Genomic DNA, 15601 nt, shown 5'->3' with positions numbered 1-15601 from the left:
CGTACCCGTCCGTCCACAGATCGCTTCCCTACGATGGGCCGGGTGACCAGTGACACCGCGACCGACGCCGTAGCCCGCAGCGCCGACCAGCCCGACCGGCGGCCGCCCGCGTGGCAGCGCAGGCTGCGCCGCTTCGGCTACGCGGACGGCCCCCGGCCCGATGTCCGCACGCGGCTGGTGCCCCCCTTCCCGCAGCCCGGCACCCGGCTGTGGCAGCTGTGCGGCGCCAACCCGCTGCTGGCGGCGCGGCTGGCCCGCGCCTCGGGGTGGCTCGGTCCGCTGCTGGTGACGCTGCTCGCCGGGGTGCTGCGGTTCTGGAACCTCGGCAGCCCGGACAAGGTGATATTCGACGAGACGTACTACCCGAAGGACGCCTGGTCGCTGCTGCAGTACGGCTACGAGGGCACCTGGGACAAGAACGCCAACGACGCGCTGATCGGCCATCCGGCCCGGATCCTGCTCCACTCCGACCCGTCGTACGTGGTCCATCCCCCGATGGGGAAGTGGCTGATCGCCGTCGGTGAGTGGGCGTTCGGGATGAATCCGTTCGGCTGGCGGTTCATGGTGGCGCTGCTCGGCACCCTCTCGGTGCTGCTGGTCTGCCGGATCGGACGGCGGCTGCTGCGCTCGACGGCGCTGGGCTGCCTGGCCGGTGCGCTGCTCGCCGTCGACGGGCTGCACTTCGTGATGAGCCGGACCGCGCTGCTGGACCTTCTGGTGATGTTCTGGGTGGTCGCCGCGTTCGGCGCGCTGCTGCTGGACCGGGACCGTACGCGGGCCCGGCTGGCGGCGGCGCTGCCCGTCGACGCGGAGGGGCTGGCCCATCCGGACGGCACGGTCGGCGACCGGCTGCGGCTGGGCTGGCGCCCCTGGCGGATCACCGCCGGGATCTGCCTGGGCCTGGCGTCGGCGACGAAGTGGAACGGCCTGTACTTCCTCGCCGCGTTCGCGCTGATGTCGGTCCTCTGGGACATCGGGGCGCGCCGCACCGCCGGGGCGCGGCGCCCGCTGCGGTCGGTGCTGCGGCGCGATGTGGTGCCCGCGTTCGGGGCGACGGTCGTGGTGGCGGTGGCGACGTATCTGGCGTCCTGGTCGGGGTGGTTCGCCACCAAGGGCGGCTACTACCGCGAGTGGGCGTCGACCCCCGAGGGCCACACCGGCGCCTGGACCTGGCTGCCGGACTGGCTGCGCAGCCTCTGGCACTACCAGACCGAGGTCTACGCCTTCCACACCGGCCTGACCACCCCGCACACCTACCAGTCGAACCCGTGGAGCTGGCTGGTCCTCGGCCGCCCGGTCTCGTACTTCTACGAGGACCCGAAGGCCGGACACGACGGCTGCACCGCGGCGGAGGGCTGCGCCCGCGAGGTCCTGGCGATCGGCACCCCGCTGCTGTGGTGGGCGGCGTGCTTCGCGCTGCTGTACGTCCTCTACCGCTGGGCGTTCAAACGCGACTGGCGCGCGGGCGCCGTCGTCTGCGGGGTGGCCGCCGGTTATCTGCCGTGGTTCCTCTACCAGGAGCGGACGATCTTCCTCTTCTACGCCGTGGTGTTCGTGCCGTTCCTCTGTCTGGCACTGGCGATGATGATCGGCGCGATCCTCGGCCCGCCCGGCTCCACGGAGCGCCGCCGCACCGTCGGCGCGGTCGGCGCGGGCGTCCTCGTCCTGCTCATCGTCTGGAACTTCATCTACTTCTATCCGCTCTACACGGGCCTGCCGATCCCGAAGTCGGAGTGGCACAAGCGGATGTGGTTCGACTCCTGGGTGTGAGGCGGGCCGGGGGCGGCGGCGCCCCCGGCCGCCCGGCGGGGCGCGCATCTTAGTGACCGGCACTGACAGCCGTTCCCCGTCCGGCGGGAGGGTCCCGCCCGCCGATGTGTCGTGATTCCCGTCACACCACCGCGAGGAAAACCCTCCCACCTGGGCTCATGCCCCGGTCATGTGAGCAATTCCCCGGCACCGCCGACCGTTTCCCACTCGCCAAACAGTCGTCCGAGACGGCAAGATGGGGCGGCGTCAGGCGCAGCGAGTGGCCGAAGTCACGCAGCGACCTCCCGGTCGGCGCTGGCCGCCCGACCCAGATACGCGCGCACGCACGAGGGCCCCACCCCCGTGAGCCGGCCAAGCTGTTCGGAGTGAGGCCCTCCACCTACCGCGCACGGTGATCTCGGCCTCCCGCGAGGCCGGGATCACCTCTTCTACAGGTGGGACCAGATCTCACGGGCGATGCGGAACGCCGCATACAGCGGACCCAGCCACCCGGCCCCGGATTTGATCCGGCGCCACCTGCCGCGGCAGCCCTTCCGTCCCTTCTTCGCAGACACGAGGGCGACCTTCCTCTCCGGACCCAACGGTCGTGGGCCCTATAGGAGGCCACGAACACCTTCGGATCGAAGAGGCGGGTTGGTAGCTCAGTAGAGTAGCGCGCCGCACAGACGTGCCAGTGCGGAGCGCCGAACGCCGTGAACCCGCCAACTGGCACCGGGTGCCGGGAGATTGACACCGCGTCGCCCCGCACCTCTCTTACCGCACCGCTCTGACCTGGCGGCCTTGCATTCGAAGGCCTCTGACATCCCGTGTCGCCAGGAAGTCTCAGACGAACCTCAATCCCCTTCGGGGAGACCCATGTCACACCTTTCTGACCAGGTGCTTCCCTCAGCGGACATATGCCGATCAAGGCTGAGCGTCCGCTTTGCGATCGAAGGCGCAAGGGCGGGCATTTCCGTCCGCGGCGGCCCGCGGGCCGGGGAACGAAGGCCAACCCGGGCTATTTCCGGCCCTGTTGGTGCTAGTCGTCCCGGGCCGCGGGCGCCAACAGTGTCGTCAGGATCTCCTCGGTGTGCGTCCACAGCAGCGCCCCGCCCGTGTCCGGGACGAGGTGGCGGTGGGCGCCGGGGATGCGGGTGGTGAGGCGGGCGCCCCGGTCCGGGGAGTGGGTGGTGTCCTCGGTGCCGTACCAGATGTCGCAGGGGAGGGTGAGCGCGGCGAGGTCGAGGGGCCAGCGGGACATGGCGAGAACGGTGTCGCGGGCGTAGCCGGACGCGCCCTGGGCGAAGCCCTCGTCGAGGGCGCGGCGGTAGGCGGCGGCGAACGCCGGGGACCCGTAGACCGCACGGTCGCAGGCGGGGCTTCCGGTCAGGACCAGCTCCCGCATCGCGGCGGCGGTGAAGCCGGTGAAGAACTCCTCGGCGGCGGCCGGGTCGCGGGCGGTCAGCGCGACCAGGTCCCGTACGCCGGGGTCGAGGCGGTCGGCGGTCGCGACCTCGTCGGCGGCGGAGACCAGGGCCAGCGATCCGGCGACGCCCGCGGCGGCGCAGGCGAGGGCGAACGGCGCGCCCTGGGAGTTGCCGACGACGGCCGGGCGGCCCAGATCGCGGGCGGCGCACAGGGCGCGCAGGTCGGTGGCGAAGTCGGCGAGGGTGCGGCCGGGCGCCGGGGTGGAGGCGCCGAGACCGGGGCGGTCGACGGAGACGAGACGGACGCCGAGCCCGTCGACGACGTCCGCGCCGCACCCCAGCCACCGGCTGGTGGCCGCCCCCGGACACAGCACCACCGGCCGTCCGTCCGGCGGCCCCCACTCCGCCCAGCCGAGCAGCCGCCCGTCGGGCAGCCGGGCCGTACCGGTGCGGGCGGGGTCTCCTACGGGCGCGGGGCGCGCGGGCGGTGCCGTCATGGCGTCCATCCTCGGCGGGCGGCGGAGGGAGTGCATCCGGTTTTCGCGGCGGGCGGGCCGGGCCCGGAGGGCGGCGATCCGGCGTCCCACGGCGGGGGTTGTGCCCGGCGCGGTCCGGCTCGGCCTGCTCCTTTACAACAGGGAAAGCGGAGCGCACCGGACCGTTCATCCGACCGTGCCCTGATCGAGACGGACCGGCACTCTCCGGGTTTCCGCCGTCCCATAGAGTGCGCACCAGGCCCCGGTTGAGCGGGGTGTGGCACTGGGAGGGGAACGGTCGCATGCGCCGTGAGGTGAAGTACGGGCTGATCGGCGGATCCGCGGCGCTGGTCGCCGGGGTGGTCGGCGGGTTCGCGCTGTTCGGCGGCGGCGGGGACGACACGTCCGCGTCGGGGGTGACGGCCGCCGACGCCAAGAACGGCGGCGCCGGGGCGAAGGCCGGACCGGCCACCGCGCAGGAGATCACCACCACGTCCCGGGACTTCCTGACCGCCTGGCAGTCCGCCGACGCCACGAAGGCGGCGGGGCTGACCGACGACCCGGCGTCCGCGAAGGCGGCGCTCGCCTCCTTCGCCAAGGAGACCCACTTCCGCAACCTCACCGTCAAGCCCGGCGCCCCCAACGGCGACAAGGTGCCCTACACCGTCACCGCGCAGATCTCCTACCAGGGCCACCAGGCGCCGTACTCCTACACCTCCGCGCTGCACGTCCGGCGGGACGGCGCCACCGGTGAGCCCCGGGTCAACTGGAACCTCGCCGTGCTCCACCCCTCCCTCACCAAGGGCGACACGCTGCGCACCGGGCCCGCCGGTACGGCGCCGATCAACGCGGTGGACCGCAACGGCAAGCCGCTGACCGCCGAGGACCACCCGGAGCTGGCGGGCGTGCTGGGGAGCCTGCGGGAGAAGTTCGGCGGCAAGGCGGGCGGGACGCCCGGCATAGAGCTCGCCGTCCACCACGCCGCGGACGGCAAGAAGGCCAAGCCCGACACCACGCTGAAGGTCCTCTCCAAGGGCACCCCCGGCACGCTGAAGACCACCCTGGACCTCACGCTCCAGGAGATCGCGCAGAAGCAGGTCGACGCCCGGAAGAACGCCTCCGCCGTCGCCCTCAAGCCCAGCACCGGCGAGATCCTCGCGCTCGCGCACTCCCCCGCGAAGGGCTTCAACGTCGCCACCGGCGGCTCCCTCGCCCCCGGCTCCACGATGAAGATCGTCACCGCCGCGCTGCTCATGGACAAGGGCCTGACCTCGCCGGAGAAGCAGCACCCGTGCCCGAAGTACATGAAGGTCGCCGGGTGGAAGTTCCACAACGACCAGATGAGCGAGATCCCGCACGGCACCTTCGCGCAGAGCTTCGCCGCGTCCTGCAACAACGCCTTCATCGGTGAGGCGAAGAACCTCAACAACGACGATCTGACGGTGGAGGCGCGGGACGTCTTCGGCATCGGCCTCAACTGGCAGACCGGCATCCCGACCTTCGACGGCATCGTGCCGGTGCAGGACGGTGCGCAGATGGGCGCCTCGCTGATCGGTCAGGGCGGGGTGCGGATGAACCCGCTGAACGTCGCCTCGCTCGCCGCGACCGCGCAGTCCGGCGTCTTCCGCCAGCCCTACCTCGTCTCCCCCGACGTCGATCACCGGAAGCTGGCCACCGCGGCGCGCAAGATGAAGCCGAAGACCGCCGCCGGGCTGAAGTCGCTGATGCGGACCACCGCGGTGGCCGGTACGGCGGTCAAGCCGATGGCCGGGCTGAGCGGCGACATCGGTGCGAAGACCGGTTCGGCCGAGGTCGACAACCAGAAGAAGCCGAACGCCTGGTTCACCGCGTACCGCAACGACATGGCCGCCGCGGCGCTCGTCCCGGCCAGCGGTCACGGCGGCGACAACGCGGGCCCGGTGGTCCGCGCCCTGCTCTCCGCGGGCTGACCGCACCGCGCCCGAGCCGCGCCCCCGAGCCGCCCCGTCCCGCCTCCCCGGCGGTGCGGGGCGGCTCCGTCGCACCCGTTGCACCCGGGAAGATGGACGGCGGGTGGCCCGGGGGCGAAGGTCCGCCGCAAACCTCGTGAACTGCTGGTGAGAGACTGCTCACCTTTCCATCGCGTGGCTCGTACACCCTTCGCTAGCGTGCGGGGCATGAGCGTCTTCCCGCCCAACCTCCCCGTTCCGGCGGCCGATCGGGCACGCGCCCGCCGGGCCGCCCTCATCCGCCGGCGCCGCGCCACCGCACCCGCGGCGAACGCCTCCGAGCCCACCGCATGACGCCCCTCGTCGTCGTGGCCGTGCTCATCGCCGCGGTCACCCACGCCAGTTGGAACGCCATCGCCCACGGCATCCGCGACCAACTTCTCGCCTTCACCCTGGTCGGCGGCGCCGGTGCCGTCTGCGGCCTCGTCCTCCTCCCCTTCACCCCGCTCCCCGCGGCCGGTGCCTGGCCGTACCTCGTCGGCTCCGCCGTGTTGCACGTCGTCTACCAGATGCTGCTGATGCAGTCGTTCCGGCTGGGCGAGTTCGGGCAGATGTATCCGATCGCCCGCGGTACCGCGCCGCTGGTCGTCACCGTCCTCGCGGCGCTCTTCGTCGGTGAGGTGCCCGGGCCCTGGGCGCTCGCCGGGGTCGCGCTGGCCTCGGCCGGACTGCTCGGTGTCGCCCTGTGGGGGCTGCGCGGTTCGGGGGCCCGCCCGCAGTGGCCCGCGCTCCTCGCGGCGCTCGCCACCGGCCTGTCCATCGCCTCGTACACCACCGTCGACGGGCTCGGTGTGCGCGCGTCGGGCTCCTCGCTCGGCTACATCGCCTGGCTGATGCTGCTGGAGGGCGTCGCCATCCCGGTGTGGGCGCTGACGGTCCGGCGGCGCCAACTCCTGGTGCAGCTCAAGCCGTACGCGCTGCGCGGTGCGGCCGGTGGGGTGCTGTCGGTGTTCGCGTACGGGCTGGTGCTGTGGGCGCAGACGCAGGCGGCGCTGGCGCCGATCGCGGCGCTGCGGGAGTCGTCGATCATCGTCGGCGCGGCCATCGGCGCGCTGTTCTTCAAGGAGCGCTTCGGCGCACCGCGGATCGCGGCCGCCGGGCTGATGGTGGTCGGCATCGGGCTGATGCTGCACTCCTGACCCACCGCGACCGCAGGGGCTCCGGCGCCGCCGGGGCCCCTGTCGCCGTTCAGCCGCCGGAGACGGCGGCGGCGAGGGCGCGGACGAGGGCCTGGGCGCGGGGGTCGGCGGTGACGCCGCGCTGCATGCCGTTGGTGACGTAGCCGAGGGCGAGGCCGGACTCGGGGTCGGCGAAGGCGAGGGCGCCGCCGCGTCCGGGGTGGCCGAACGAGCCGGGCGCCAGCAGCGGGGAGGCGGCGCTGTGCAGCATGAAGCCGAGGCCGAAGCGGGTGCCCACGACGAGGGTGCGGTCCGGTCCCGCGGACTCCTCGGTACGGGCCAGGGTCAGCGTGGCGGGCGCGAAGAGGCGCGGGTGGCCGTCGGGGGCGGCGGTGCCGTCGGCGTCGACCGGGCCGATGAGCGCGGCGTAACAGCGGGCCAGGGAGCGGGCGGTGGCGATACCGGCGGAGGCGGGCAGCTGGGCGGCGCGGTAGGCCGGGGCGTTCTCGTCGGGCGCCGGGGTGATGGCGGCGAAGGCGCGGCTGGTGAGGGAGGACGGGTCGCGGTACGCCTCGGCCACCGACCGCTTGGGGCGCACCCGCAGGCCGCCCGCGGGGTCCGGCTCGGGCGGCCGGACCTCGGCGAGGCGTCCGGCGCGGGCCTGCTGACCGGGCGGCAGACCGAGCCAGAGGTCGAGGCCGAGGGGGGCGGCGATCTCGTCGGCGATCCAGGCGCCGATGGTGCGGCCGGTGACCCGCAGGACCAGTTCGGCCAGGAGCCAGCTGTAGGTCTGGGCGTGGTAGCCGTGGTCGGTGCCGGGTGTCCAGGCGGGGGTCTGGGCGGCGAGGGCGGCGGGGCCGCTGACGCCGTCGACGGCCTGCTCGGGGGTGAGCGGGGTGTCGAGGACGGGCAGTCCGGCGCGGTGCGAGAGCAGATGGCGGACGAGGACGCGGTCCTTGCCCGCGGCCTTGAACTCCGGCCAGTACGTGCCGACCGGTGCGTCCAGATCGAGGAGTCCGCGCTGGTGGAGGAGGAGCGGGACGACGGCGGCGACGCCCTTGGTGGCGGAGCGGACGACCTGGGCGGTGCCTTCCTCCCAGGGGGCGTCGGGGCGGCCGTCGGCGGCGGGGCCGAGGTCGTCGCCGCCGTCGCCGTGCTTCGTCCCGGCCCAGAGGTCGACGACCTTGCGGCCGTCGCGGTAGACGGCCACGGCGGCGCCGCGCTCGCCGCGGCGGGTGAAGTTGGCCGTGAAAGCGTCCCGGACCGGCTCGAAGCCGTCCTCGACCCTGCCCTGGACGTCCACCACGTGTTTCCCGCTTCCCACTGTTCCGTCGCTTTGGTGACCCTTCAATGGTGCCTCGCGCGAAGCGGTGCTCATGACCGGGGCCGGTGCGGCGTGGCCTTCGTCACAGCGGTACGGAAACCCGCCGCCGGGCCCCGGGGATGCCGAACCGGCGCGGCCGTACCGGACGGTGGGTACGCCTCAGCTCGGCGCCGCGGCGCGCCCCTTCGGCGGCGTCCGTGAACCGGCCGACGGCCCGCCCGGCTTGGGCGGGGTCGCCCCGATGGCCCGTGCGGCCCGCCGTCCCCGTCCGCCGAGTTGCCGCCCGGCGGGGGCGGCGGAACGATGAGACGGGTGAGCGACGCACACGAGGCCGTCGGGCCGCACCCGGAGCCGGATGACGCCGCGCCGCCCGGGAGGCTGCGCCGGATGCCGGTGCCGCCGGGCCCGCCGGCCGCGTCCTACCTGCGCTATCCGCATCTCAACGGCGAGCTGCTCTGCTTCACCGCCGAGGACGACCTGTGGGTCGCGCCCCTGGTCCCGGAGGGCGCCGATCCGGCGCCCGCCCGGCGGCTGACCGCCGACCGCACCCGGGTGGGCCATCCCCGCTTCTCCCCCGACGGCCGCCACCTCGCCTTCACCACCTGGCGCTCCCTCGACCCGGAGGTCCACCTCGTACCGGTCGAGGGCGGGCCCGCGCGGCGGCTGACGTACTGGGGCAGCACGGACGCCCGGGTCTGCGGCTGGACGCCGCCGGACGAGGACGGCATCTCCCACATCCTCGCGGTTGCCTCGCACGGTCAGCCGTTCTCGTACTACTCGTGGGCGTACCGGCTGCCCGTCGACGGCGGGCCCGGGGCGCGGCTGCCCTGGGGGCCGGTGTCCGACATCGCCGTCGCCGAGGTGGCCGGGGAGCGGCGCACCCTGCTGCTCAGCGGGAAGCCGCCGCACGAACCGGCGTCGTGGAAGCGGTACCGGGGCGGGGCGATGGGCCGGATGTGGCTGCACGGCACCCGGCTGCTGCCGAAGCTGCGGGGCCATCTGGACGCGGTGATGTTCACCGGCGGGCGGATCGCGTTCCTCTCCGACCACGAGGGCGTCGGCAATGTCTACTCCTGTCTGCCGGACGGCTCCGACCTGCGCCGACACACCGACCACGACGACTTCTACGCCCGGCACGCCTCGACCGACGGCTCCCGCATCGTCTACCAGTGCGCCGGGGACCTCTGGCTGGTCGACGACCTCTCCCCCACCGCCCGGCCGCGGAAGCTGGCGGTCCGGGTGGGCGGGCCGCGCACCGGGCGCCGGACGTACCAGGTACCGGCCGCCTCCCATGTCACCTCCCTGGCGGTGGACACCACCGGCCGGGCCAGCGCGGTCGGGGTGCGCGGCAGCCTGTACTGGCTCACCCACCGCGACGGTCCGGCGCGCGCCCTGCACGACGTCCCCGGCGTCCGGGTGCGGCTGCCGGAGATGCTGGGCGACACCGGGCGGATCGCGTACGTCACGGACGCGGAGGGCGCGGACGCGGTCGAGATCGCCGGGCTGCCGCGGGCCAGCGGGGTGGGTGAGCCGCGGCGGCTGGCGGCGGGGCGGCTGGGCATGGTCCAGGAGACGGTGGCGTCGCCGGACGGCACCTGTCTGGCGGTCGCCGCCCACGACGGCAGGCTGCTGCTGGTCGATGTGCGGCGGCCCGAGGAGCGCGAGGCGGCGGAGCCGCCCGCGGTGGAGGGCGACGACGCACCTGAAGAGAGCCAACTCCCGGACGAGGTGGCCGAGTTGATCCGGTCGGCGAACGGTCCGGTGCGGGATCTGGCGTTCTCGCCGGACTCGCGGTGGCTGACCTGGTCGCATCCGGGGATCGGCCGGTCGCTGCGGCAGATCAAGATGGCCCGGCTCGCCGACCGGATGATCGTGGACGTCACCAACGGCCGGTTCGAGGACGAGCAGCCGGTCTTCACCCGCGACGGTCGCTATCTGGCGTTCCTGTCCTGGCGCGGCTTCGACCCGGTCTACGACGTGCACACCGGCGATCTGTCGTTCCCGCTGGGCTGCCGCCCGCACCTGGTGCCGCTGTCGTCCGCGACGCCGTCGCCGTTCGCGCTGTCGCCGGAGGGCCGCCCGGCCGCGGGCGGGCTCGACCCGGCCGAGAACCCGCCGGTCGCCGAGGGGCCGGTGCTGGTCGAGGTGGAGGGGCTGCCCGAGCGGGTCACGCCGTTCCCCGTCGCCGCGTCGAAGTACTCCTCGCTGCGGCCGGTCGCCGGGGGCGGGCTGGTGTGGCTGCGCTGGCCGATCTCCGGGGCGCTCGGTGAGACGTTCGCCAACCCGGACAACACCTCGGGCCAGCCCACCCTCGAACACTTCGACCTGGTCAAGGCGCGGCGCACCGAACTGACCTCCGCGCTGGACCGGTTCGCGCTCAGCGGCGACGGCACCCGGCTGGTCGTCAACGACGAGGGCGATCTGCGCGCCGTGCCCGCCACCGAGCAGGCGGACGGCGACTCGACGGTCCATCTCGACCTGCGGCGCATCCTCCACGAGGTGCACCCGGAGGCGGAGTGGCGGCAGGCGTACGAGGAGGCGGGCCGGATCGTCCGGGCGTACTTCTGGGACCCGGGGATGTCCGGCATCGACTGGGACGGGGTGCTGGCGCAGTACCGTCCGCTGCTGGACCGGGTCGCCACGCCGGACGAGTTCGCCGATCTGCTGCGGGAGGTCCTGGGCGAGCTGGGCACCTCGCACGCGTACGTCGCCGGGGCGCGGCGCAACGAGGGGCCGCCGCACTACCAGCGGGCGATGGGGCTGCTGGGCGCCAACTTCGTGCCGCGCGAGGGGCGGTGGGTGCTCAAGCGGATCCTGCCGGGCGAGTCGTCGGACTCCAAGGCCCGTTCGCCGCTGGCCGGTACCGGCATCCGGGAGGGCGCCGCGCTCACCCATGTCGACGGGCGCCGGATCGATCCGGTCGCCGGGCCCTCGCCGCTGCTGTCGGCGGCGGGCGGCACGACGGTGGAGCTGACGTTCGCCCCGGCGGAGGGGGCCGGTCCGCCGCGCCGGGTGGCGGTGGTGCCGCTCGTCGACGAGCGGCCGCTGCGCTACCAGGACTGGGTGCAGCGGCGGCGGGCGGTGGTCCGGGAGCTGAGCGACGGCCGGTGCGGCTATCTCCACATCCCGGACATGGGCGGCTCGGGGTGGGCGCAGTTCAACCGCGATCTGCGGATGGAGGTGTCGCGTCCGGCGCTCATCGTCGATGTGCGCGGCAACGCCGGGGGCAACATCTCCGAGCTGGTCATCGAGAAGCTGACCCGCACCATCATGGGCTGGGACCTGACCCGCGACGCGCAGCCCGTCTCGTACACGCAGAACGCGCCGCGCGGGCCGGTCGTCGCGGTCGCCGACGAGATGACCTCGTCCGACGGCGACATGATCACCGCGGCGTTCAAGCTCCAGGGCATCGGCCCGGTGGTCGGGATGCGGACCTGGGGCGGGGTGGTCGGGATGACCGGCCGCCACCGGCTGGGCGACGGGACGACGATCACGGTGCCGATGAACGCGGCGTGGTTCAAGGTGTACGGCTGGGGCGTGGAGAACCATGGTGTCGAGGTCGACATCGAGGCGCTGCGCTCCCCGCTGGACTGGGCCGAGAACCGCCACCCCCAGCTCGGCGTCGCCGTCCGCACCGCCCTCGACCTCCTCGACCGCCATCCGGCGGCCACCCCGCCCGACCTCTCGGAGGTGCCGGACCTGCGGCGTCCGGAGCTGCCGCCGCGGTGAGCGGGCCCGTACACGGAAGGCGCACCCGGCGTGTGGTCCGGGTGCGCCTTCCGTGTACGGGGCGGGCCGCCGGGTCAGTACCCGGTGGGCTCCGCCGGCTCGGTGCCGGGTTCGGGCTCCGGCCCGTCGGTGGTTGCGGTGCCGCGCCGGGCCGCTTCCGCGTCGGCTTCCGCGCGCGCCCGTTGTGCCAGTTGTTCGGCCTTGGCCTGGAACTGCTCCCTGAGCCCCATGCTGTTCACTCCCGTCGGATGTCGGGTGCCGGACGCGACCAGCCTTGCACGCACCCCCGGCGCCCGCATTTCGATCAACCGGCGGGCGGCGGCCCGGGCGGACGGTGATCAACGGGGCGGCGCGGCCGGTGCGTTGACCGCCACGCCGCACGTCACCGCCGGGCGCGCGCCTTCTCGTCCGCCTCGCCCCCGGCGCCGACCAGCCCGACGTCCATCCCGTCGAGCCGGTCCCCGAAACGCCGCATCTCCCGCTGCCCGACCGTGCCGATCAGGGCGGGCAGATACCCGCGGACCGACTGCATCCCGCGCAGCCACCACTGACCGTAGACATGCGCCGAGCGCCGCTCGACACCGTCCGCGATCCGGTCGACGGCGGGCCCCAGCGGATATGTCTTGTTCGACGGCCAGGGCAGCCGCGACCGCAGTTCGCGCATGATGTCGTCCTGGTCGGCGCCGCGCACCATGTCGGTGTCGGTCCAGCTCAAATAGGCGACGCCGACCCGTACGCCCTTGTGTCCGACCTCGCCGCGCAGGCTGTGCGCGAACGCCTCGACGCCGGACTTGGAAGCGCAGTACGCCGTCATCATCGGCGCCGGGGTGAGCGCGGCGAGCGAGGCGATCTGGAGGAGGTAGCCGCGCGACTCGGTGAGGACGGGCAGGAAGGCGCGGGCGGTGACCGCGCCACCGATGAGATTGACCTCGATGACCCGGCGCCAGGCGTCCGGGTCGGAGTCGGCGAACGGGCCGCCGGTCGCCACCCCGGCGTTGGCGACGACCGCGTCGACCTTCCCGAACCGCGCCTTCACCTCGGCGGCGACCTGCGCCATCGCGGTGTGGTCGGTGACATCGGCGTACCAGTGGTGGGCCGGTCCGCGCAGCGAGACGGCGACCTCGCGGAGCGCGTCCGGCTCCAGACCGACCAGCGCGAGGGTGGCGCCGCGCGCCGACAGCTTGCGGGCCAGCAGCTCACCGACGCCGCGCGCCGCCCCGGTGACCACCACGACCTGTCCCTGGAGCCCGTTGCGCCCGCTCATGCCGCTTCCCCCTTCGTCCTGCCGCCCTTGCGCCGCGCGCCGGACCCGGCGTCGGCCTTCCTCCCGGATGCCGTGCCGGGGGTTTCCCCGTCCGGCGCCGCCTCCGCCACCAGGTGCTCCGCGACCAGGGCGCGCAGCCGGGTCGCCACCGCGCCCGGGTCCTCCAGCGGGGTCATGTGGCCCAGACCCGGCAGTTCCGTCAGACGGCGGCAGTCGGGCAGTACGGACGCCAGCCGACGGGCGTGGACCACCGGGGTGAGCCGGTCCGCGGTGCCGACGACGACCTCCGCCGGGACGGTCAACCGCGCGACGCCGCCGGTGAGTTCCAGCCCGTGGAGGACCCGTCCCCAGTGGGAGCGGACGCCGGTCGGGCAGGCGTGGACGATCCGGGCGCACGCCTCGACCTGCTCGGGCGAGGATCCGGCGCCCATCGTGGCGTACTTCAGGGCCGCCCTCGTCAGCGGGCCGACGGGGCCGAGCGGCGCCCGGGAGCCGAGCATCAGCCGGTGTGCCCGGCGGCGGCCCTCGGGGGTGCGCAGCGGGATGACCCGCGATTCGGCGGCGAGGTCGGCGGCGCCGGTGCTGCACAGCAGGGCGGCGGCGGTCCGCTCGCGCAGGGCGGGGCGGTCGGCGGCGGCCATGATCGTCATGCCGCCCATGGAGTGGCCGCCGATGACGGCGCGCTCGCCCGGTGCCAGCGTCGCCTCCAGGACGGCAATCAGATCGTCGGCGAGGGCGGTGGTGCTGTAGCCGCCGGGTCCGGGTGCCGGGCTGCGGCCGTGGCCGCGCTGGTCGTAGACGAGGACGCGGTGGTCGGCGGCGAGGTCGCGGACGACGGGTGCCCAGAAGGCGGTGGAGCAGGTCCAGCCGTGGGAGAGGACGACCGCCGGGGCGTCCTCGGGCCCGTGGATCTCGGTGTGGAGCCGGGCGCCGCCGGAGCGGACGTACAGCGTCCGGCGGGGCGGTGGCGGGGCGTACGGCCCGCTGGTGACATGTCCGGGGCGCTTCATACGGCGGCCTCCTCGGCGAGGGTGGCGGGGGTGCGGTGACCGGCCGGTGGGCGCAGCAGGGCGTACTCGGCGAGGTCGACACGGCGGGTCTCGCGCCGGAACTCGGCGGTGGTGCCGGGCCAGGCGGTGGTGTTGCGGCCGTTGGCGTCGAGGTACCAGCTGTCGCAGCCGCCGGTGGTCCACACGGTGCGCGCCATCCGCCGCTGCATCTCGTCGCTCCAGGCGGCCACCGCCTCGGGGCGGGCGTCCAGTGCGATGCCGCCGCCGAGGACGTCGAGTTGGTGCAGGTAGTCGGCGAGGTAGTTCAGCTGGGACTCGATCATGAGGATCATCGAGCTGTTGCCCAGACCGGTGTTGGGGCCGATGAGGGTGAGGAAGTTGGGGAATCCGTCGGCGCTGCCGCCGCGCAGCGACTCCATGCCGTCCTTCCAGCGCTCGGCGAGGGTGACGCCGTCGGCGCCGGTGATGCGCTCGGCGATCGGCATGTCGGTGACGTGGAAGCCGGTGCCGAAGACGATCGCGTCCGCCTCGGTGCGGCTGCCGTCGGAGCCGACGAGGACGGAGCCGTCGACCTCCCGCAGCCCGGCGGCGATCACGTCGACATTCGGGCGGGCGAGCGCCGGGTAGTAGCTGTTGGAGAGCAGGATCCGCTTGCAGCCGATGCGGTAGTCGGGCGTGAGTTTGGCGCGCAGCGCGGGGTCCTTGACCGCCCGCCGCATATGGGCGCGGCCGACCGTCTCGACCAGCCCGAGTTCGTTCGGCCGCTTGGTGAAGGCGCTGACCTGGAGTTCCCGGATGCCCCAGAGGAGTCCGCGGCGGGCCGCGCGGGTGGCGGGCACCTTGGCGTGCAGCCAGCGCTCCGGCCCGGTGATCGGGCGGTCGGCGCGCGGCAGCACCCAGGCGGGGGTGCGCTGGAAGAGGCTGAGGCGGCCGACCTCGGGCTGGATGGCCGGGACGATCTGGATGGCGGAGGCGCCGGTGCCGATCATGGCGACGCGCTTGCCGCGCAGGTCGTAGCCGTGGTCCCAGCGGGCGGAGTGGAACACCTTGCCGGGGAAGGTGCCGAGGCCCGGGATGTCGGGGATCTTCGGGTCGGAGAGCGGTCCGGTCGCCGAGACGAGGACGTCGGCGGTGAGCGGTCCGCGGGCCGTGTCGACCTCCCAGCGCAGCGCGTCGCCGTCCCACCGCGCGCTCTCCACCTCGGCGTGGAAGCGCAGGTGGGGGCGGATGCCGAAGGTGTCCGCGACATGCTCCAGATAGGCGCGGATGTGCGGCTGCCCGGAGAAGTTCCGCGGCCACCGGGGGTTGGGGGCGAAGGAGAACGAGTAGAGGTGCGAGGGCACATCGCATGCGCACCCGGGATAGCTGTTGTCCCGCCAGGTGCCGCCCACCGATCCGGCGCGCTCCAGCACCACGAAGTCGGTGATCCCCTCCCGGCGCAGCCGCACGGCCGCCCCCAGACCACCGAACCCCGATCCGATCACCGCCACCCGCACGTGTTCCCGCTCGGACATGC

General features: G+C 74.0%; 11 protein-coding genes. 5 read left to right on the top strand and 6 right to left on the bottom strand.

Annotated features, from left to right (window positions below):
- Nucleotides 1-33: 33 nt before the first annotated feature.
- Nucleotides 34-1770, top strand: coding sequence for a dolichyl-phosphate-mannose--protein mannosyltransferase (locus IF23_RS0110135; protein ID WP_030282074.1), 1737 nt, complete (start codon nucleotides 34-36; stop codon nucleotides 1768-1770).
- 1018 nt (nucleotides 1771-2788) lie between these two features.
- Here IF23_RS0110135 and IF23_RS0110130 read toward each other — a convergent pair.
- Nucleotides 2789-3673, bottom strand: a complete 885-nt coding sequence (locus tag IF23_RS0110130) for an alpha/beta fold hydrolase (RefSeq protein ID WP_030282073.1) — start codon at nucleotides 3671-3673, stop codon at nucleotides 2789-2791.
- Nucleotides 3674-3954: 281 nt separating this feature from the next.
- Between IF23_RS0110130 and IF23_RS0110125 the strand changes: the two genes are divergently transcribed.
- The 3 genes from IF23_RS0110125 to IF23_RS0110120 all read left to right on the top strand — a co-directional run bounded on the left by IF23_RS0110125 (nucleotide 3955) and on the right by IF23_RS0110120 (nucleotide 6779).
- Nucleotides 3955-5601: a penicillin-binding transpeptidase domain-containing protein gene (locus IF23_RS0110125; RefSeq protein ID WP_030282071.1), complete on the top strand. Its 1647-nt coding sequence runs from the start codon at nucleotides 3955-3957 to the stop codon at nucleotides 5599-5601.
- 207 nt (nucleotides 5602-5808) lie between these two features.
- The gene (locus tag IF23_RS35365) at nucleotides 5809-5934 is read left to right on the top strand and encodes a hypothetical protein (protein ID WP_281179959.1); all 126 of its coding nucleotides are present in this window, start codon (nucleotides 5809-5811) and stop codon (nucleotides 5932-5934) included.
- Nucleotides 5931-6779, top strand: coding sequence for a DMT family transporter (locus IF23_RS0110120; RefSeq protein WP_030282070.1), 849 nt, complete (start codon nucleotides 5931-5933; stop codon nucleotides 6777-6779). Before IF23_RS35365 ends, IF23_RS0110120 begins: the two co-directional genes overlap by 4 nt.
- 49 nt (nucleotides 6780-6828) lie before the next feature.
- Here IF23_RS0110120 and IF23_RS0110115 read toward each other — a convergent pair whose 3' ends face one another.
- The gene (locus IF23_RS0110115) at nucleotides 6829-8064 is read right to left on the bottom strand and encodes a serine hydrolase domain-containing protein (RefSeq protein ID WP_030282068.1); all 1236 of its coding nucleotides are present in this window, start codon (nucleotides 8062-8064) and stop codon (nucleotides 6829-6831) included.
- 405 nt (nucleotides 8065-8469) lie between these two features.
- Here IF23_RS0110115 and IF23_RS0110110 point away from each other — a divergent pair, with 405 nt between their 5' ends.
- Nucleotides 8470-11811, top strand: coding sequence for a S41 family peptidase (locus IF23_RS0110110; RefSeq protein WP_030282066.1), 3342 nt, complete (start codon nucleotides 8470-8472; stop codon nucleotides 11809-11811).
- 74 nt (nucleotides 11812-11885) lie between these two features.
- Here IF23_RS0110110 and IF23_RS33950 read toward each other — a convergent pair whose 3' ends face one another.
- From IF23_RS33950 to IF23_RS0110090, 4 genes are all read right to left on the bottom strand, one after another.
- Nucleotides 11886-12041: a hypothetical protein gene (locus IF23_RS33950; RefSeq protein WP_157847993.1), complete on the bottom strand. Its 156-nt coding sequence runs from the start codon at nucleotides 12039-12041 to the stop codon at nucleotides 11886-11888.
- A gap of 152 nt (nucleotides 12042-12193) precedes the next feature.
- Entirely contained in the window at nucleotides 12194-13075 is an 882-nt protein-coding gene (locus IF23_RS0110100) for an SDR family oxidoreductase (RefSeq protein WP_030282064.1), read from the bottom strand.
- A complete protein-coding gene (locus tag IF23_RS0110095; RefSeq protein WP_037677845.1) occupies nucleotides 13072-14085 on the bottom strand; it encodes an alpha/beta fold hydrolase in 1014 nt (337 codons plus the stop codon). Before IF23_RS0110095 ends, IF23_RS0110100 begins: the two co-directional genes overlap by 4 nt.
- Nucleotides 14082-15599, bottom strand: coding sequence for a flavin-containing monooxygenase (locus IF23_RS0110090; RefSeq protein WP_030282061.1), 1518 nt, complete (start codon nucleotides 15597-15599; stop codon nucleotides 14082-14084). Before IF23_RS0110090 ends, IF23_RS0110095 begins: the two co-directional genes overlap by 4 nt.
- Nucleotides 15600-15601: the final 2 nt, after the last annotated feature.

The sequence above is a fragment of the Streptomyces catenulae genome, assembly GCF_000718015.1.
In the GTDB taxonomy this organism is placed as follows: domain Bacteria; phylum Actinomycetota; class Actinomycetes; order Streptomycetales; family Streptomycetaceae; genus Streptomyces; species Streptomyces catenulae.
Note: the sequence above shows the minus strand (reverse complement) of the source record. Positions and strands in the feature narration are given on the sequence as shown.

Coding starts and splice junctions, on each gene's coding strand:
- IF23_RS0110090 (WP_030282061.1), bottom strand. CDS start 15,599: ATGTCCGAGCGGGAACACGTGCGGGTGGCGGTGATCGGATCGGGGTTC.
- IF23_RS0110120 (WP_030282070.1), top strand. CDS start 5,931: ATGACGCCCCTCGTCGTCGTGGCCGTGCTCATCGCCGCGGTCACCCAC.
- IF23_RS0110125 (WP_030282071.1), top strand. CDS start 3,955: ATGCGCCGTGAGGTGAAGTACGGGCTGATCGGCGGATCCGCGGCGCTG.
- IF23_RS33950 (WP_157847993.1), bottom strand. CDS start 12,041: ATGGGGCTCAGGGAGCAGTTCCAGGCCAAGGCCGAACAACTGGCACAA.
- IF23_RS35365 (WP_281179959.1), top strand. CDS start 5,809: ATGAGCGTCTTCCCGCCCAACCTCCCCGTTCCGGCGGCCGATCGGGCA.
- IF23_RS0110100 (WP_030282064.1), bottom strand. CDS start 13,075: ATGAGCGGGCGCAACGGGCTCCAGGGACAGGTCGTGGTGGTCACCGGG.
- IF23_RS0110130 (WP_030282073.1), bottom strand. CDS start 3,673: ATGACGGCACCGCCCGCGCGCCCCGCGCCCGTAGGAGACCCCGCCCGC.
- IF23_RS0110095 (WP_037677845.1), bottom strand. CDS start 14,085: ATGAAGCGCCCCGGACATGTCACCAGCGGGCCGTACGCCCCGCCACCG.
- IF23_RS0110110 (WP_030282066.1), top strand. CDS start 8,470: ATGCCGGTGCCGCCGGGCCCGCCGGCCGCGTCCTACCTGCGCTATCCG.
- IF23_RS0110135 (WP_030282074.1), top strand. CDS start 34: ATGGGCCGGGTGACCAGTGACACCGCGACCGACGCCGTAGCCCGCAGC.